14 protein-coding genes are annotated in these 17,436 nt (G+C 72.2%); 6 read left to right on the top strand and 8 right to left on the bottom strand.

Features of this window, described 5'->3' with window-relative positions; all coding sequences use genetic code 11:
* Position 1 precedes the first annotated feature (1 nt).
* The 6 genes from QZ749_RS09640 to QZ749_RS09615 form a co-directional block, all read right to left on the bottom strand.
* Positions 2–955, bottom strand: coding sequence for a GlxA family transcriptional regulator (locus QZ749_RS09640; protein WP_296945890.1), 954 nt, complete (start codon positions 953–955; stop codon positions 2–4).
* Between the two features lie 115 nt (positions 956–1,070).
* Positions 1,071–1,607: a S9 family peptidase gene (locus tag QZ749_RS09635; RefSeq protein ID WP_296945888.1), complete on the bottom strand. Its 537-nt coding sequence runs from the start codon at positions 1,605–1,607 to the stop codon at positions 1,071–1,073.
* Between the two features lie 13 nt (positions 1,608–1,620).
* Positions 1,621–3,816, bottom strand: coding sequence for a prolyl oligopeptidase family protein (locus QZ749_RS09630; RefSeq protein WP_296945885.1), 2,196 nt, complete (start codon positions 3,814–3,816; stop codon positions 1,621–1,623).
* A 112-nt stretch (positions 3,817–3,928) separates the two neighbouring features.
* A complete protein-coding gene (locus QZ749_RS09625) occupies positions 3,929–5,362 on the bottom strand; it encodes a tetratricopeptide repeat protein (protein ID WP_296945883.1) in 1,434 nt (477 codons plus the stop codon).
* Between the two features lie 241 nt (positions 5,363–5,603).
* Positions 5,604–6,233, bottom strand: coding sequence for a PolC-type DNA polymerase III (locus tag QZ749_RS09620; RefSeq protein WP_296945881.1), 630 nt, complete (start codon positions 6,231–6,233; stop codon positions 5,604–5,606).
* Positions 6,234–6,292: 59 nt separating this feature from the next.
* Entirely contained in the window at positions 6,293–7,543 is a 1,251-nt protein-coding gene (locus tag QZ749_RS09615) for an Hsp70 family protein (protein ID WP_296945877.1), read from the bottom strand.
* 162 nt (positions 7,544–7,705) lie between these two features.
* Between QZ749_RS09615 and QZ749_RS09610 the strand changes: the two genes are divergently transcribed.
* From QZ749_RS09610 to cphA (QZ749_RS09595), 4 genes are all read left to right on the top strand, one after another.
* On the top strand, positions 7,706–8,155 hold the full coding sequence (locus QZ749_RS09610) for a DUF2244 domain-containing protein (protein ID WP_296945874.1): 450 nt from the start codon (positions 7,706–7,708) through the stop codon (positions 8,153–8,155).
* Positions 8,156–8,311: 156 nt separating this feature from the next.
* The gene (locus QZ749_RS09605; protein ID WP_296945871.1) at positions 8,312–9,229 is read left to right on the top strand and encodes an isoaspartyl peptidase/L-asparaginase; all 918 of its coding nucleotides are present in this window, start codon (positions 8,312–8,314) and stop codon (positions 9,227–9,229) included.
* Positions 9,226–10,140, top strand: coding sequence for a cyanophycinase (locus QZ749_RS09600; RefSeq protein WP_296945869.1), 915 nt, complete (start codon positions 9,226–9,228; stop codon positions 10,138–10,140). Before QZ749_RS09605 ends, QZ749_RS09600 begins: the two co-directional genes overlap by 4 nt.
* Positions 10,137–12,734: a cyanophycin synthetase gene (gene cphA / locus QZ749_RS09595; protein ID WP_296945867.1), complete on the top strand. Its 2,598-nt coding sequence runs from the start codon at positions 10,137–10,139 to the stop codon at positions 12,732–12,734. The genes QZ749_RS09600 and cphA (QZ749_RS09595) overlap by 4 nt, the downstream gene beginning before the upstream one ends.
* Positions 12,735–12,811: 77 nt before the next feature.
* Here the strand turns inward: cphA (QZ749_RS09595) and QZ749_RS09590 are convergent, their stop codons facing one another.
* On the bottom strand, positions 12,812–13,312 hold the full coding sequence (locus QZ749_RS09590; protein WP_296945865.1) for a hypothetical protein: 501 nt from the start codon (positions 13,310–13,312) through the stop codon (positions 12,812–12,814).
* Between the two features lie 111 nt (positions 13,313–13,423).
* Between QZ749_RS09590 and QZ749_RS09585 the strand changes: the two genes are divergently transcribed.
* The gene (locus tag QZ749_RS09585) at positions 13,424–14,059 is read left to right on the top strand and encodes a TetR family transcriptional regulator (protein ID WP_296945863.1); all 636 of its coding nucleotides are present in this window, start codon (positions 13,424–13,426) and stop codon (positions 14,057–14,059) included.
* Positions 14,060–14,087: 28 nt separating this feature from the next.
* Complete coding sequence (locus QZ749_RS09580) at positions 14,088–14,714, top strand: hypothetical protein (RefSeq protein WP_296945862.1); 627 nt, start codon at positions 14,088–14,090, stop codon at positions 14,712–14,714.
* On the opposite strand, the gene cphA (QZ749_RS09575) is transcribed toward QZ749_RS09580, so the two are convergent.
* Entirely contained in the window at positions 14,715–17,348 is a 2,634-nt protein-coding gene (gene cphA, locus QZ749_RS09575; protein WP_296945861.1) for a cyanophycin synthetase, read from the bottom strand.
* Positions 17,349–17,436 lie beyond the last annotated feature (88 nt).

Here is a 17,436-nt window from a genome sequence, read left to right as displayed (position 1 = left end):
ATCAGGTCGACGCCTGTCCGGCGCGCGCCTGGCGCCGGATAGCCTGGGGCGGGTGGCCGAAGGCGCGCAGGAAGGCGCGGCGCATGCGTTCCGGGTCGCCGAAGCCGCTGGCGTGGGCGATCTCGTCGATCGGCCGGCAGGTGCCCTCGATCAGTTCGCGCGCCGCCTGCACGCGCAGCTGCTCGACCGCGCGCGCCGGCGTCTGGCCGGTCTCGGCGCGGAAGCTGCGGCTGAACTGGCGCCGGCTCAGGCGCGCCGCGTCGGCCAGCTCGTCCAGCGCCAGCGGCCGGCACAGGTTGCGGCGCGCATACGCGAGCGCATCCTGGATCCGTCCCGACGCGGGCGCCAGGTCCGCCGTCGAAAACTGCGACTGGCCGCCACTGCGCCGGTAGACCGCCACCATCTGCCGCGCCAGCGCGCGCGCCGCTTCCCCGCCCAGGTCGTCCTCGACCAGCGCCAGCGCCAGGTCGACGCCGGCCGTCATCCCGGCCGAGGTCCAGAGCGTGCCGTCGCGCACGAAGATACGGTCCGGCAGCACCCGCAAGGCCGGATGGCGGCGCTGCAGTTCCGGGGCGAGCCGCCAGTGGGTGGTGACGCCGCGGCCGTCGGCCAGGCCGGCGGCGGCCAGCAGGAACGCGCCGCTGCAGATGCTGGCGGTGCGGCGCGCCGCGTGCGACGTGGCCGCGAGGAAATCGAGCAGGGCCGGCGGCTGGCGCCCGAGCACGTCGCCGCCCGGCACGAGCAGCGTGTCCGGCGCCGTCGCCAGCGCCGCGAAGGGGTCGGTGAGGATCGTCACCCCGGCCGAGCCCGGCACTGGCCCGCCCTGCCGCGACAGCATGCGCAGGCGGTAGTGCGGTGCGTCGTCACGCTCGTTGGCCAGCGCGAACACGTTCAGGGCGGCCAGGTCGGCCAGCTGGAAGCCGGGAAAAACGACGAAGGCGATGTCGCGGATCATGGGATCTCCTGTTGATGTCACAGGAGCATGTTGCCAAATCGCCGATGCGGGGATCGGACCTCTTTCCCACGAATCCGGCCAGCGGGCGCCCCGGGTGCCGGCGACAAGCCGCCGCTCAGTCCCGCGCCTGCGCGCCGGCCCAGGTGGCAACAAGTTCGAGCACGGCCGGCGCCATGGTCTCGTCGATGGCGCCGATCTCGGCGAACTCGTCGGCGCGCGTGCGCAGGAACGCGACCGCGGCGCGGATGTCGGCGGCGAAATCGTAGGTGGTCGCCGTGGCGAAATCGCCCCCGGACGCCCCGAGGCCACGCTTGTCGCTGCGCAACACGGCGAAACCGCGACGCGCCAGCGCATCCGCCAGCACCAGGTAGACACGGTGGCCGGACAGCGTGCCGTCCCGGTCGACCTCGCCGGAACCGGGCACCAGCACGATGGCCGGGTGCGGCCCGGCGCCTGGCGGCAGCGCGAGGGTGCCCGCCAGGCGCGGCCCGCTCGGGCCGGGCGCCTGGAACACGACCTCCCGCAGCGCGTACGGCAGCGCGCCGGACGGCTCCTGCGGGCGTCGCGCCGCGCCGTGGCCATGCGCCAGCCACAGCGCCGCACCCAGTAGCGACATGCAGGCGCAGGCCGCGCCCAGCCAGGCGGTCTTCATCGCCGTGCGGCGCTTACTGCCCGCCGCTGGCCACCGTGGCGGTGGCGTTGGTGGCGGCGGTGGCCACCGGCGCCATCTTCAGCGCCCGGGTCAGGAAGCCCCAGCGGTCGGCGACCTCCTCGATCTGCTTGCTGGTCGGCTTGCCCGCGCCATGGCCGGCCTTGGTGTCGATGCGGATCAGCACCGGATTGGTGCCGGCCTGCGCGGCCTGGGCGGTGGCGGCGAACTTGAAGCTGTGCGCCGGCACCACGCGGTCGTCGTGGTCGGCCGTCGTGATCATCGTGGCCGGATAGCAGGTGCCCGGTTTCAGGTTGTGCAGCGGCGAGTATTTCACCAGCGCCTTGAACTCATCGGCGTTTTCCGACGAGCCGTAGTCCGAAGTCCAGGCCCAGCCGATGGTGAACTTGTGGAAGCGCAGCATGTCCATCACGCCCACCTGCGGGATCGCGGCGCCGAACAGGTCCGGACGCTGGGTCATCGCCGCGCCGACCAGCAGGCCGCCATTGCTGCCGCCGCCGATCGCCAGCTTCGCCGGCGACGTCACCTTGTTGGCGACCAGCCATTCGGCCGCGCCGATGAAGTCGTCGAACACGTTCTGCTTGTTGAGCCTGGTGCCCGACGCGTGCCAGGATTCGCCGTACTCGCCGCCGCCGCGCAGGTTGGCGACGACGTACACGCCGCCCATTTCCATCCACGCCAGGTTGGCCGGGGAGAAGCCCGGCGTCAGCGAGATGTTGAAGCCGCCGTAGCCGTACAGGTAGGTGGGGTTGTTGCCGTCGAGCTTGAGGCCCTTCTTCGCGACGATGAACATCGGCACCCGGGTGCCGTCCTTGCTGGTGTAGAACTGCTGGCGCGTCTCGTAGTCGTCCGGGTCGAACCGGACCTTGGGCTGGCGGAACACGCTGCGCTTGCCGGTCTTGAGGTCGAGGCGGTAGATGGTCGTGGGCACCGTGTAGCTGGCGAACGAGAAGAACGTCTCGCCGTCGCCGCGCTTGCCGCCGAAGCCGGACACGCTGCCGATGCCCGGCAGCGCGACGTCGCGCACCGGCTTGCCCTTCAGGTCGACGATCCTGACGACGCTCTTGGCATCGGCCAGGTATTCGTTGACGAGCTGGTTGTTCAGCATGTGGCTGGACACCAGCGTCTGCTGGCCCTCCGGCACCACCGTCTGCCAGGCGGCCTCGTCCGGCCTGCGCGTGTCGATCGCGACGATGCGCTTGCGCGGCGCGTTGCGGTCGGTGGCGAAGTAGAACACCGGGCCGACGTTGTCGATGAAGTCGTAGGCGGCCTCGAAGTTGTCGATCAGCGGCAGGACCTTGCCGTCCGGCTTGCTCAAGTCCTTGTAGAAGATGCGGTACTTGTGCGCGGTGCCCTTGGTGGCCTGGATCAGCAGGTAGCGGCCGTCGTCGGTGGTCATGGCCTGGAAGCCCCATTCCTTCTCGTCCGGACGGTCGTAGACGAGCACGTCGGCGTCCTGCGGCGTGCCGATCCGGTGGTAGTACAACTTCTGGAAATAATTGACGTCGGCCAGCTTGGTCGCTTCCTGCGGCGCGTCGTAGCGACTGTAGAAGAAGCCCTTGCCGTCGTGGGTCCAGGCGGTGCTGGAGAATTTCACCCAGCGCACGTGGTCGACGAGGTCCTTGCCGGTGTCGATGTCGCGCACGCGGATCTCGTTCCAGTCGGAGCCGGACGCCGCCGTCGAGTAGGCCAGCAGCCTGCCGTCCGGGCTGACGGCGGTGCCGGCCAGCGCGACGGTGCCGTCGGCGGCCAGCGTGTTCGGGTCGAGCAGCACGCGCGGCGTGTCGGACAGCGACTTCATGGTGTACAGCACGGCCTGGTTCTGCAGGCCGTCGTTGCGGCTGTAGAAGTAGCGGCCGCCTTCCTTGTACGGCGTGCTGTAGCGCTCGTAGTTCCACAACTCGGTCAGGCGCTGGCGGATCGCCTCGCGCTGCGGGATCCCTGCCAGGTAGTCCTGGGTCACCTTGTTCTCGGCATCGACCCAGGCCTTGGTTTCCTGGCTGTTCGCGTCCTCGAGCCAGCGGTATGGGTCGGCGACCTTGGTGCCGTGGTAATCGTCGGTCTGGTCGACCTTCTTCGCGACCGGGTAGGCCAGCGGCGTCCCGTCGGCGGCGCAGGTCTGGCCGATCGCCGGACCGGCGCCGAATGCCGCGACCAGGGCGGCGACAAGGGTGGCGTGTCTCATGAGCATGGTGTAGTCGTTAGTCTGTGGAATGGACGGCATCTGCCGCAAGGCATGATAGCGCGAATTGCCCAGCAGACAAATCTTTGTCGGCAGCAAGGAATGACCGCCGACGCCACCGTCAGGCGGCGCGCCGCAGCGAACGCGCGGCCGCGCGCGCGCCGCGCCACGCCCGGCGCAGGCCGGCGCCGCCCTCGTCCGCCGCGCCGGCCGCGGCGGACGGATCGCCGGCGTCGGCCGCGAGCAGCATCCACATCGTGGAGCGCAGGCGGTCGCGCGCCACGCCGCGGCCGCTGCCGTACATGCCGCCGAGGTTGTACCGCGCCAGCGCATGGCCCTGCGCGGCCGCCAGGCCGTACCACTGCACCGCCAGGACGTCGTCCTGGCGCACGCCCTGGCCGGTCGCGTACAGCACGCCCAGGTTGTTCTGGGCGCTGGCGTCGCCCTGCTCGGCGGCGCGCCGGTACCAGTGGGCGGCCAGCGCGGCGTCGCGGCGCACGCCCTCGCCGTTGGCATACAGCACGCCGAGCGTGAACTGGGCGTTGGCGGCGCCCTGTTCGGCCGCCCGCAGGTACCAGTGCAGGGCGCGCGCCGGATCGCGCCGCACGCCGCGTCCGCGCGCGTACATGGCGCCCAGGTGGTACTGCGCCAGCGCGTGGCCCTGGCCGGCCGCCAGCGCGAACCAGGCGGCCGCGGCGGCATCGTCGCGGCCGTCCCCGGCGGCGTCGATCGCGCCCGCGCCATCCGTGCCGACCGTGCCATCCGTGCCGACCGTGCCCCCCGCGCCATCGCGGGCGCCGGCCAGCCAGCGCCCCAGGCCGAAGCAGGCCTCGGCATCGCCCTGGCCGGCGGCGCGGCGCAGCCAGGCCAGCGCGCCGGCGCGCGCGGCCGGCGTGCGCGCGCGCTCCAGCCCGGCCAGCCCGACCAGCCGCTGCGCGCAGGCGTCGCCGCGCGCGGCGGCGCGCCGGAACCAGTGCATGGCCACCGCCTCGTTCGGCGCCACGCCCTGGCCCTGGCGGTACATCAGGCCCAGGCACACCTCGGCCGGCGCATGCTCCTGCACGGCGGCCTTGCGGAACCAGGCCATCGCCAGCGCGTGGCTGGTGGCCACGCCCTCGCCGCGCAGGTAGCATTCGGCCAGCAGGTGCTGGGCGCCGGCCAGTTCCTGCTCGGCCGCCCTGCCGTACCAGTACACGGCCAGCTCCGGGTCGCGCGCCATGCCGCGGCCGTGGCGTGCCATCTCGCCCAGGTTCAGCTGGGCCGAGGCGTCGCCCTGGGCCGCGGCCAGGCCGAACCAGTGCAGCGCGTCGTCGTCGGACTGGCGCACGCCGCGCCCCTGGTAGAACATGCTGCCGAGGTGGTTCTGGGCGAAGGCCAGGCGCTGCAGCGCGGCGCGGCGCAGCCAGCGGCAGGCGGCGACGTCGTCGCGCGCCACGCCCTTGCCGTCCTTGTACATCAGGCCCAGGTTGAATTGCGCGTAGGGGTCGCCCCGCTCGGCCGCGCGCGCGAACCAGCACAGGAGCGCGCCCCCGTCCGACGACTGCTCGCCTGGCATGTTGTTTCTCCGCAGAATGGGATTGGTAGACAGGAGGCGCGGCGCGGTATCACGCCGCGCTTGCGGCAACGCATCGGCAACGCCTCGAAACTTGCCAAAAGTGTAAATTTGACAGCGGTGGCGAATTTGACCTGCAACAAGCCGGAAGGGATGGACAAGACGAAAACGGCGCCGTCGCCACGCCGTGGCCCGCTGGCTGCGCGCCGGCCGGCGACGGCGGCGCGGGCCGGGCCGGCAAGGGTCAGCGCAGGCGCCCCGCCACGTAGGCGTCCATGAAGCGCGGCACCTTGGCGGCGGCCACGCCGTTCAGCGACACCAGCAGCTCGGGCGCCACGCGCTGCAGGCCGTACGAGGTGCCGAGGTGGCGCCCGATGTGCAGCAGCACCTGGGCGGCCGCCTCCGCGTCGGCCTCGGCGCGGTGGGCGCGGCCGCCGAACACGATGCCCAGCGCGGCCGACAGCTGGCCCAGCTTGTAGCTGGCCATGCCGGGAAAGACGCGGCGCGACAGCTTCAGCGAACACAGCAGGCCGGCATGGCGGCACGACCGGCCCAGCAGCGCGCCTTCGGCCTTGAGGAATTTCTCGTCGAAGCTGGCGTTGTGCGCGGCCAGCACGTCGCCGCCGATGAAGTCCAGCAGTTCCGGCACCACGTGCGCGGCCGGCGGCGCGCCGTCGACCATCGCCTGGGTGATGCCGGTCAGGTGGGTGATGAAGGCGGGAATGCGCACGCCGCAATTGACGAGCGAGACGTAGCGTTCCACGATCTCGCCGCCGGCGATGCGCAGCGCGGCCACTTCGGTGATGCGGTCGCCATTCTCCGGCGACAGGCCGGTGGTCTCGAAGTCGAGCATGACGATGGGGCGTTCGAACACGGCTATCCTTTCAGTGGTGCTGCGATGTACTGCGATCTCATCCGGCGCGGCCGGCCGGTTCAGCCGAAGCGGCGCGCGGCGTCGAGCGCCAGTCCGGCGCCGATGCTGCCGAACAGGTCGCCCTCCACGCGGCGCGCCTGCGGCACGCTGGCGGCGATGCGCTCGCGCAGGGCCGCCACGCCGCTGGAGCCGCCCGTGAAGAATACCGTGTCGACCCGCTCCGGCGCCACGCCGGCATCGGCCAGCAGGCGCCGCACGGTGGCCCCGACCTGGTCGACCAGCCCCCCGATCGCATCGGCGAAGCCGGCGCGGGTGACGCGCAGCAGTTCCGGCGGATCGAGCCGGTCCAGCGCCAGCGCCACCTCGGGCGTGTCCGACAGCGCGATCTTGGCCTCTTCGACGCGCATCGCCAGCCAGTGGCCGGCGCGCTCGTCGATCAGGCGGCGCAGGCGCTTGATCTTGTCCGGCTCGGCGGCGTCGCGCGCCAGTTCGGCCAGCTGGGCGATGCTCTTGCGCGTATAGGCCTGGTTGATCGTGTGCCAGGTGGCCAGGTTGAAATAATAGCTGGACGGGATCGCCGCGCCCGACACCAGCGTGCTGCCGTAGCCCAGCAGCGGCATCACGCTGGCCAGGCTCAGGTACTTGTCGAAGTCGGTGCCGCCGATGTGCACGCCGCCGTTGGCCAACAGGTCGTCGCGGCGCTCGGGACGCGCCATGCGCTGCGGTCCCAGGCGCACCAGCGAGAAGTCCGAGGTGCCGCCGCCGATGTCGGCGATCAGGACCAGTTCCTCGACGTCGATGCGCGACTCGTAGTCGAACGCCGCGGCGATCGGCTCGTACTGGAAGCCGATCTCGCGAAAGCCCACCGAACGGGCGATCTCGGCCAGCGTGTCCTCCGCCAGGCGGTCGGCCGCGGGGTCGTCGTCGACGAAGAACACGGGACGCCCGAACACGGCGCTGCCGAATTCGCGCCCGGCCTGGCGCTCGGCGCGGCGCTTGACCTCGCCGATGAAATGGCCCAGCAGCTGGCGGAACGGCAGCGCGCGGCCGGCGACCTCGGTCTGGCCGTCCATGAGGCTCGTGCCCAGCAGCGACTTCAGCGAACGCATCAGGCGGCCCTCGTAGCCTTCGAGGTAGTCGGCCAGCGCCGCGCGGCCGTAGCGCACCTCCTCCTCGTCGGCATTGAAGAACACCACGGAGGGCAGCGTCGCCTTGCCGTCCTCGAGGGCCAGCAGGGCCGGTTGGCCGGGCCGCGCCCAGCCGACGGTGGAGTTGGACGTGCCGAAATCGACGCCGCAAGCGTTCGCCATGAAAGCCTCTCGATGCAAAAGGGGCGAGAGTGTAGCAGATTCCGGCGGCCCCGGCACCTCCTGGCATGGGGCGATGTCCCACCAGGGCGACGCCGGCGCACGCGATCGGCGTATCATCGCTCGGCCACCCTGTCCGCCACCGAACCCGGCCCGGAGCGCGCCATGCACCGCGAATGGACCCTGCAGCGCAACTGTTCCCTGGCGCCGCGCCAGGTCGCCCTCGCCTACGCCGGCCTGTGCGCGGCCGCGCTCGCCGTCGGCATCGCCTTCCTGGCGCGCGGCGTGTGGCAGGTGCTCGCCTTCACCCTGGTGGAGCTGGCGCTGGTCGGCACCGCCCTGCTACTGTACGCCCGCCACGCCACCGACCACGAGCGCATCGCCCTGTCGGACGACGGCCTGCTGGTCGAGTGCGTGCGCGCCGACCGGCGCAGCACGGTACGCCTGGACCCGCTGTGGACGCGGGTCGGGCTGGCCGACGGCGCGCCGGCGCTGCTGTGGCTCGAGTCGCGCGGCACGCGGGTGGCGATCGGCCGCTTCGTGGGCGAGGCGCGGCGGCGCCAGGTCGCGCGCGAACTGCGCCAGGCGCTGCGCGGGATGTCCGCGATGGGGTGACGCCAGGCCGGCTCGTCCGTGTAAGCCCTCTCTTACAATCACACGGCCAGGGTACCGATGTTACAAATTTCCCATCGTTTGCATAATGCGGAGATTCGTCATGCCACGTTCACACGAATTCCTGGCAATGGCAAACGCATCGGAGAACGAACAAGAATGAGCTTGACCCAACAAGGATATGCGATCGTCGTGCACGGCGGCGCCGGCAGCCCGCGCGAGTACGACGACGGCTGCGAACGCGCCGCCCGGCTGGCGGTGGAAGAACTCGGCATCAGCGGCGACGCCCTGGAGGCGGCCATCGCCGCCGTCGCGGCGATGGAGGACGACGGCCGCTTCAACGCCGGCACCGGCTCGGTGCTGTGCCTGGACGGCGCCACCGTCGAGATGGACGCGTCGATCATGGACACCAGGGGGCGCCTGGGCGCCGTGGCCTGCGTGCAGGGCGTGCGCAACCCCGTGCTGCTGGCGCGCGCCGTGGCCGAGACGCCGCACTGGCTGCTGGCCGGCGACGGCGCCAACCGCTTCGCCGCCGCCATCGGCCATCCGGTCCACACCGCGATCAGCCAGCGCCAGCGCGACGCCCACGAGAAGGTCGTCAAGTCGCTGTCCGGGTCGCTGCCGGCGATGCCCGGCATCGACCCGCAGGCCAAGGCCTTCCTGCGCTTCTGGAACTACCAGACCCCGCTCGAACTGCCCGAGAACGCCGCCTGCGACACGGTCGGCGCCGTCGTGCGCGGACCGGACGGGCACTTCGCCGTGGCCCTGTCCACCGGCGGCTCGGCGCCGTCGCTGCTGGGCCGCGTCGGCGACACGCCGATCATCGGCAGCGGCTTCTATGCCGGACCGGCGGGCGCCGTCGCCGCCACCGGCATCGGCGAACAGATCGTGCGCCACCTGCTGGCGCGCACCGTGTACGGCTGGATCGAGGACGGCATGCCGCTCGACCGCGCCCTGGAACGCGGCATCGCGCTGTTCGACCCGGCGGTGCCGGTGGGCCTGATCGCCGTCAGCGGCACCGAGGCCGGCGCGCTCAGCAACCGCGACATGCCGCGGGCGCAAAGGAGCGCGCAATGACGACCCAGGACCAGGCCATCCAGGACAAGGCCGCGCAACTGGCCAGGGGCTTCGGCAACCTGGTGATCATCGGCGGCCACGAGGACAAGCAGCACGACATGGCGATCCTCAAGCGCTTCGTCGAGCTGTCCGGCGGCACCAGTGCCAAGATCGTCGTGATCTCGGCGGCCAGCGCCGTCGCCGAGCACATGTGGGAAACCTACGACAAGGCGTTCGCCGACCTCGGCGTGACCCGCCACGTGCACCTGCACCTGGCCAGCCGCCAGGACGCCAACGACGAAGCGCACATCCGCGACGTGCTCGACGCCGACGGCATCTTCATGACCGGCGGCGACCAGAAACGCCTGCTCGCCATCATCGGCGGCACCGCGCTGGACGCCGAGATGCACGCCGCCCTCAAGCTGCGCGGCGCCTGCATCGGCGGCACCAGCGCCGGCGCCTCGGCGATGTCGGGCCACATGCTGGCCACCGGGCGCGTCGAACTGCATCCCGAGAAGGGTTCGGTGAGCCTGGGCGCCGGCCTGGGCTTCCTGCACAAGGTCGTCGTCGACCAGCATTTCTCGGAGCGCCAGCGCCTGTCGCGGCTGCTGTCGGTCGTGGCCCAGAACCCGTACCTGCAAGGCATCGGCATCGACGAGGACACCGCCCTCGTGGTCGAGCGCGGCGTCGGCATCGAGGTGCTCGGCCAGGGCGCCGTCACCATCGTCGACGGCCGCACGATGGAAACCAATATCGCCGACATCGCCAACAACGAAACCCCGGAAATGATCGACGTGCGCCTGCACCTGTTGCCCTCGGGCAGCAAGTACCTGCTGCCGCGCGCCGGCAATGGGGACACGAACGCGCGCCGTATCCCGGCGCCGCTGCTCGAGTTCCTGGAAAACGTCACCAAACGGAACCCGATCTCATGAGAATCACCGAACAACGCTTCCTGCGCGGCCCCAACCTGTACGCCGCGACACCCTGCCTGCTGGTCGTGGTCGACACCACCGCCGCGCCCGAACCCGGCCTGGCCGGCCTCGGTGCCCGCCTGCTGGCCCTGCTCCCGGGCATCGCGCCGGAAGCCTCGGCGCGCCTGTCCGACTGCCAGGCCGCCCACGACGCCCTCGAACCCGTGCTGATGGAACTGCAGCGCCTGGCCGGCGCCCCGGGCGCGTTCAGCCGCGTCGTGGCCGATCCGGCCCGGCCGGACAGCGTGCGCATCGTCTGCGGCTACGCCGTCGAACAGGTGGCGCGCGCCGCCCTAGACGCGGCGCGCACGCTGGTCCAGGCCTGCACGCACCACGAGACGCCCGACCTCGAGGCCATGCTGGACGCGCTGCGCGCCTGCGCGCGGCGCCACGCGATCGGCACCAGCACGGCCGCCGTGCTGGCCGCGGCGCAGCGGCGCGGCATCCCGAGCCTGCGCCTGACCGACGACGCCAACCTGTTCCAGCTGGGCTGGGGCAGCCGCCAGAAGCGCCTGCAGGCGACCATCACCGGCGCTTCCAGCCACATCGCCGTGGGCATCGCCAGCGACAAGCAGCTGACCAAGACCCTGCTCGACCAGGCCGGCGTGCCGGTGCCCTCGGGCGCCACCGTCACCACGCTGGAACAGGCGCAGCGCGTGGCGCGGCGCCTGGGCCGCCCGGTCACCATCAAGCCGCTGGACGCCAACCAGGGCAAGGGCGTGACCGTCGCCTGCGCCACGCCGCAGGAGGTGGAACGGGCGTTCGCGTTCGCGCGCGAGTACGGCCGCCACGTCATCGTCGAGGAATTCCTGCAGGGCCGCGACTACCGCGTGCTGGTCACCGGCAGGACGGTGGCGGCCGCGTCGTGGCGCCGTCCGCCGCACGTCACCGGCGACGGCGTGTCGACGGTGCGCGCGCTGGTCGAGCTGGAAAACCGCAATCCGGCGCGCGGCGAGGGCCACGCCAACATCCTCACCAGGATCCCGCTCGACGAACTCGCGCTGCAGGTGCTGGCCAAGCAGGGCTACGACCTGGACGCGGTCCCGCCCGAGGGCGCGCAGGTGGACCTGCGCGGCAGCGCCAACCTGTCGACCGGCGGCACCGCCGAGGACGTGACCGACCTGCTGCCGGAAGAAACGCGCGACATCTGCATCCGCGCCGCGCGCACCATCGGCCTGGACGTGGCGGGCATCGACATCGTCTGCCGCGACATCGCGCTGCCGCTGCGCGAGCAGGACGGCGGCATCATCGAAGTGAACGCGGCGCCGGGCATCCGCATGCACCAGTACCCGAGCCGCGGCACCCCGCGCGACGCCGGCGCCGCCATCGTCGACGCGCTGTTCGGCGAGGACGACGGCCGCATCCCGGTGGTCGCCGTGACGGGCACCAACGGCAAGACCACCACGTCGCTGCTGGTCGCGCATACCACCCGCATGGCGGGCCTGCGCACCGGGGTGACGACCACCGAGGGCGTCTACATCGACGGCGAGCGCATCGTCAAGGGCGACTGCACCGGCTACCGCTCGGCGCGCACCGTGCTGGCCAGCCCCGACGTCGACTTCGCCGTGCTGGAGACGGCGCGCGGCGGCCTGCTCAAGCGCGGCCTGGCCTACGACCGCTGCGACGTCGCCGTGGTGCTGAACGTGTCGGCCGACCACCTGGGCCTGGACGGCGTGCACAGCGTCGAGGAACTGGCCGCGGTCAAGCTGGTCGTGGCCCGCGCCGCGCGCCGCGCCGTGGTGCTCAACGCCGAGGACGACCATTGCGTGGCGATGGCCGCCAAGCTGGACGAGGGCGTGGAAGTGCTGTATTTCGCGCTCGACGCCGACAATCCGGTGCTGCTGCGCCACCTGGAACGGGGCGGCCGCGCGGTCTACCTGCAGGACAACACGATCGTGCTGGCCAACGGCGCGCGCCACGAGGCGCTGCTGGACGTGCGCAGCATGCCGGTCACCCTCAAGGGCGCGGCGCGCTACAACATCGCCAACAGCCTGGCGGCGGCGGCCGCGCTGTCGGCGAGCGGCTTCGGCAACCTGGAGATCATCGACGGCCTGCGCACCTTCGTCTCCGACTGGAAGCACAATCCGCTGCGCTCGAACGTGTTCGACGTCGACGGCGTCACCGTCATCGTCGACTACGCCCACAACGCCGCCGCCTACGCCGCGCTGGCCGAGACGGCGCGCGCGATGACGCCGGGCCGCCTGGTCGGCGTGGTGGCCGCCCCCGGCGACCGCCGCGACGACGACCTGGTGGAGATCGGCGAGACCTGCGCCGCGGGCTTCGACGAGCTGGTGGTGTACGAGTCCGAGAACCGCGGCCGCGGTCCCGGCGCCGTGGCCGCGCTGCTGGTGCGCGGCGCCCAACTGGGCCGGTTCGAGACCGACCACCTGCAGGTGCAGCTGGACGTGCACCAGGCGATCCGCGCCGGCCTGGCGCGCTGCGCGCCGGGCGACGTGCTAGTCTTCGGCTGCGGCTCGTCGATCACCGAGCTGACCGAGGCGATCCGGCCCACGTCGCCGGCCACCGCCAGCAGGATCGAGGCCGAAGCCGTCTGAGGCGGCGCCAGCCCGCCGTCCCGGGCCGCGCCCGGGCGGCCGCTTCCTGGCCACTCCGGTTCGACCTCGGTTCGAGCTCAATTCGTCGCGCGGCGCTCCCACACCGGGAACGCCGCGTTCCCGGTACTGCCCATGGCCGCCACGACCTGCGCGTCGTCGAACCCCGCCAGCCGCGCCTGCATGGCCGCCAGCGCTTCCTGCGTGCCGTCCGCGCCACCGGCGTACCGCACGCGCACCTGCCCCGCCCCGTCTTCCAGCAGCCAGAACACGTCCTCGGCCCAGGGGCCCGCATCGGTCGTGCGGATCGTCACGCGGGCCAGCGCATCCCAGCGGACCGATTGCGTCGCGCCATCCGGCGCCGTCGCGACGATCCCCGCGTCCGTCGCGGCGACCGATGCGCGCGGCGCCGCGTCGCTCCCGCATGCCTGCGCGCCGGCGCCGGTGCGTGCGCCTCCGAGGCCGCCTCCGCGCCCGCGCCTGCGCCATGCCACCGCCAGGGCCGCGAGGACTATCGCCAACGCCGCAAGCAGCGCGACGACAGGCGCCGGCATCGCCATCCATCCCTCGTCCATGTCCATCCTCCCGTTCCCATCGAAGATTGATCGTCCGACCAAATATCTGCAATCTAGCCAGGCGCGAGGGCGAATGCAAGTATAATTTGGTCGATCAACCAAGAAACAGGATCCACCATGCCGCGCAAGCCCAATACCGCCGAACGCCGCAGCCAGATCGTCGCCGCCCTGCTGGCCGAGATCGCCGTCCAGGGCTACGCGCGCGCCTCGGTCCAGGCGATCGCCCGGCGGGCCGGCCTGGCGCCCGGACTCGTGCACTACCACTTCCGCGACAAGGAGGAAATCCTGCTTGAGCTGATCGCTTCGCTGGCCCGTGTCGCCCGCGCACGCGAGGCCGCCCTCGCCGCCGCGGCCACGACGCCGCAGGAACGGCTGCAGGCATGGCTGGATGCGCGCCTGGCCAGCGGGCCGGGCGCGGCGCCGGATGCGGTGGCGGCGTGGGTCATGATCGGCGCCGAAGCGGTCCGCCAGCCAGAGGTCGGCCGCGCCTATCGCGCCGTGCTGAACGAGGAACTGGCGGCCCTCACCGGGTGCCTGCAGGCGTGCCTGGCGGCGCGCGCGAAAGCCACGGCGCAGGCGCCGCGCCTGGCGGCGGGCCTGCTGGCGTTCATGGAAGGCGCGTTCCAGCTGTCCAGCGCGGCGCGCGAGCTGGTGCCGGAGGGCTTTGCGGCCGGCATGGCCATGCAGTTCGCGCTGCGCTGCATCGACGCCGAGCCGCCGGCCGGCCGGCCAGCGCGGGAGGATGCCGTATGAACATGCCCTGCGCGCGCGAGATCGTCCGATGAGCGCCCCGATGTGCGCCACCATGCGCACCTGGCGCCGCCGCTGGCGGCAGGCCTGGCGCCAGCTCGGCCTGCCCGCGCCACCGGCCGCGGTGTTGCGCGACCTGCTGCAGCGCTACCGCGCGCCGCACCGGCACTACCACACGCTGCAGCACCTGGACGAGTGCTTCGCCGCCCTCGACCGGCTGGCCGGCGTGGCCGCCCATCCCGGCGAGATCGCGCTGGCGCTATGGTTCCACGACGCCGTCTACGACGTGCACCGGCACGACAACGAGGCGCGCAGCGCCGCGCTGGCGAGCGGCTGCCTGCGGACGGCCGGCGCCGCCGACGAGGTGGTGCGGCGGGTGCATGCGCTGGTGATGGCGACGCAATCGCATGCGCCGGACGGCGACCCGGACCGCGCCGTCCTGCTCGACGTCGACCTGGCCATCCTGGCCGCGCCGCCGGCGCGCTTCGCGCAGTACGAGCGCCAGGTGCGCGCGGAGTACGCCCACGTCGCCGAGGCGGACTACCGCGCGGCGCGGCGGCGCGTGCTGGACGGCTTCCTGGCGCGGCCGCGCATCTACCATACGGCGTGGTTCTTCGCGGCGTACGAGGCGAGCGCGCGCGCGAACCTGGGCCGCTGATCAGCCGACCTGCGCCGCGATCCGCCGGGCGCTTTCCGGATCCATCTGCGCGACCGCCTCGACGAACACGTCCAGCGACGATCCGCAGGCGAACACCAGCACGTCGCCGCGCTCGCACAACGACAATCCCAGGCGGATCGCCTCGCCCACGTCCAGCTCGCGGTGCAGCGTGTCGGACACGCCCACCACGTCCTGCGCGCCGCGCAGGATCAGGTCGACGGCGTCGCCCACCGGCCGGCCGCGCGAGGCCGATTCGTACACCACCAGCTCGTCGAAGCGCGCCGCGCAGGTGCGGCCGATGTCGAGCAGGTCGGTGTCGCGGCGGTCGCCCGGCGCCGTCACGATGCCCACCAGCTGGCGCGGCAGCAGCGCCCGCGCCATCTCGCCCAGCGCCGCGTAGGCGGCCGTGTTGTGGGCGTAGTCGACGATCACGGTCACGCCGCGGATGTCAAACACATTGGTGCGCAGCGGATTGGTCTTGCCGTCGCTCACGAACGTGGACAGGCCGGTCGCGATCTGCAGGTTGGAAAAGCCGGCCGCCAGCAGCCCGGCCGCGGCGGCCAGCGCGTTGGCGATGTTGTAGCGCGCCCGCCCGCCGAAGGCGATCGGCATGCTCTCCACCCGCACCAGTTCCTGGTGGTAGGCGGCATCGGCGATGACGATGGCGTTGTCCTGCAGGTAGGCGGCGCGGCCGCCCTCTTCCAGGTGGCGCAGCAGCACCGGGTTGTCGGCCTCCATCGAGAAATACAGGATCTCGACGTCCGGGCGGATGCGCCGCGCCATCGCCACGCACAACGGATCCTCGGCGTTGAGCACCACGGCGCGCGAGGCCGACATCGGTACCACGGCCTTGACCTGGGCCAGGTCCTCGATGGTGTCGACGCCGTCCAGCCCCAGGTGGTCGGGCGCCACGTTCAGCACGATGCCGACGTCGCAGCGGTCGAACGCCAGTCCGCGCTTGAGGATGCCGCCGCGCGCGGTCTCCATCACGGCGAATTCCACGTCGGGCGAGGCCAGCACGGTGCGCGCCGACCAGTAGCCGGTGCAGTCGCCCTTCACGACCTGCTTGCCGTCGATGTAGACGCCGTGCGTGGTGGTGACGCCGGTCACGGGCCCGGCCAGGCGCACCGTGTGCGCCACCAGCAGCGTGGTCGTGGTCTTGCCGTTGGTGCCCGTCAGGGCGATGATCGGGATGCGGCCGTCGCCGCTGCCGAACAGGCCGTCGACGATGGCCTCGCCGGCGCCGCGCGCCTGGCCGCTGCTCGGGTGCTCGTGCATGCGGATGCCCGGCGCCGCGTTGACCTCGATGACGGCGCCGCCCTGCGCGTCCAGCGGCAGCGCGATGTCGCGGCAGACGATGTCGATGCCGGCCACGTCCAGGCCGATCTTGGCGGCGGCGCGCACGCACAGGCGGCGCGTCGATTCCGGCAGCAGGTCGGTCACGTCCTCGGCGGTACCGCCGGTGGACAGGTTGGCGTTCCCGCGCAGCCAGACGGTGGCGCCGGCCGGCGGCACGGCGTCGGGCGTCCAGCCCTGCTTGCGCAGCAGGTCCTCGGCATGGGCGTCGAGCGCGATCTTCGTCAGGATGTTGGTGTGGCCGGCGCCGCGCGCCGGGTTGGCGTTCTCGATCTCCACCAGCGCGCGGATCGTGCGCTCGCCGTCGCCGGTCACGTGGGCCGGGCGCCGGCACGACGCCGCCGCCACGCGCCCGCCCGCCACCAGCACGCGGTAGTCGGCGCCCTCGACGAAGCGCTCGACGACGATGCGCTTGCCGTGGCGGCGCGCGAACGCGTAGGCCTGCTCGATCTCGGCGTCGGTCCGGCAGTTCACGGTCACGCCGCGGCCCTGGTTGCCGTCCAGCGGCTTGAGCGTGACCGGCGCCGCCAGGCGGCGCGCCACGCGCAGCGCGTCGTCGATCGAGGACACGGTCTCGCCCTGCGGCACCGGCACGCCGGCTTCCTGCAGCAACTGCTTGGTCAGCTGCTTGTCGCTGGCGATGCGCACGGCGATGGTGCTGGTCTCGCCCGTCACGGTGGCCTGGATGCGCTTCTGCTGCGCGCCCCAGCCCAGCTGGAACAGGTTGGCGTCCTCGGTGATGCGCTGCACCGGGATCCCGCGTTCCTGGGCCGCCGCCAGCACGGCCGCCGTGCTGGTGCCGATCGCGTAGTGGCGCGCCAGTTCGCGCAGTTCCTCGAGCCGCGGCGCGAGGTCGAAGGACTGGCCATGGGCCAGCGCATCGACGACGTCGACGGCCAGCGCGAAGGCCGGCTGCGCCACCTTTTCCAGCTGGTAGGCGCAGACGATGCGGTACAGGCCCGGCTTGCCGGTCACGGGACGGGTACGGCCGAACGCGGCGGGCGCGCCGGCCAGGCATTGCAGGCCCAGCGTCACGTGTTCGACCACGCGCGCCAGGTAGGTGCCTTCGCGCAGGCGCTGGGCGAAGCCGCCCGGCTGGCCGGTGGGCACCAGGTAGTCGGCCAGCGAGGGCAGCAGGTCCAGCAGCGCATGCGTGAAGGTCGGCAGGTCGCGGGTGGAGACGCCGTACAGGTCGCCCAGGTCGAGGACGGAGAGCAGGCAGGGGGTTTCCGCGTGGATGTTAGGACCACGCAGGAAGCGTTGTTCGAGTATGTGCACAGGATATCCTTTGGACACGGGGCGCGGTCCCGGAAGATCCGGGCCGCGCCCTCGCAATGAAGCTCGGTGAAATGCGTTGTCGATGAAA

The sequence above is a fragment of the uncultured Massilia sp. genome (genome assembly GCF_913773735.1).
GTDB lineage: Bacteria > Pseudomonadota > Gammaproteobacteria > Burkholderiales > Burkholderiaceae_D > Telluria.
The sequence above is the reverse complement of the archived record's forward strand: the minus strand, read 5'-3'. Positions and strand labels throughout refer to the sequence as shown.

What these genes read in the sequence shown, in the direction of transcription:
- QZ749_RS09640 (WP_296945890.1), bottom strand. Translation starts at nt 955, where the DNA reads ATGATCCGCGACATCGCCTTCGTCGTTTTTCCCGGCTTCCAGCTGGCC.
- QZ749_RS09600 (WP_296945869.1), top strand. Translation starts at nt 9,226, where the DNA reads ATGACGACCCAGGACCAGGCCATCCAGGACAAGGCCGCGCAACTGGCC.
- QZ749_RS09635 (WP_296945888.1), bottom strand. Translation starts at nt 1,607, where the DNA reads ATGAAGACCGCCTGGCTGGGCGCGGCCTGCGCCTGCATGTCGCTACTG.
- QZ749_RS09615 (WP_296945877.1), bottom strand. Translation starts at nt 7,543, where the DNA reads ATGGCGAACGCTTGCGGCGTCGATTTCGGCACGTCCAACTCCACCGTC.
- QZ749_RS09590 (WP_296945865.1), bottom strand. Translation starts at nt 13,312, where the DNA reads ATGGACATGGACGAGGGATGGATGGCGATGCCGGCGCCTGTCGTCGCG.
- QZ749_RS09585 (WP_296945863.1), top strand. Translation starts at nt 13,424, where the DNA reads ATGCCGCGCAAGCCCAATACCGCCGAACGCCGCAGCCAGATCGTCGCC.
- QZ749_RS09610 (WP_296945874.1), top strand. Translation starts at nt 7,706, where the DNA reads ATGCACCGCGAATGGACCCTGCAGCGCAACTGTTCCCTGGCGCCGCGC.
- QZ749_RS09605 (WP_296945871.1), top strand. Translation starts at nt 8,312, where the DNA reads ATGAGCTTGACCCAACAAGGATATGCGATCGTCGTGCACGGCGGCGCC.
- QZ749_RS09580 (WP_296945862.1), top strand. Translation starts at nt 14,088, where the DNA reads ATGAGCGCCCCGATGTGCGCCACCATGCGCACCTGGCGCCGCCGCTGG.
- QZ749_RS09630 (WP_296945885.1), bottom strand. Translation starts at nt 3,816, where the DNA reads ATGCTCATGAGACACGCCACCCTTGTCGCCGCCCTGGTCGCGGCATTC.
- cphA (WP_296945867.1), top strand. Translation starts at nt 10,137, where the DNA reads ATGAGAATCACCGAACAACGCTTCCTGCGCGGCCCCAACCTGTACGCC.
- QZ749_RS09625 (WP_296945883.1), bottom strand. Translation starts at nt 5,362, where the DNA reads ATGCCAGGCGAGCAGTCGTCGGACGGGGGCGCGCTCCTGTGCTGGTTC.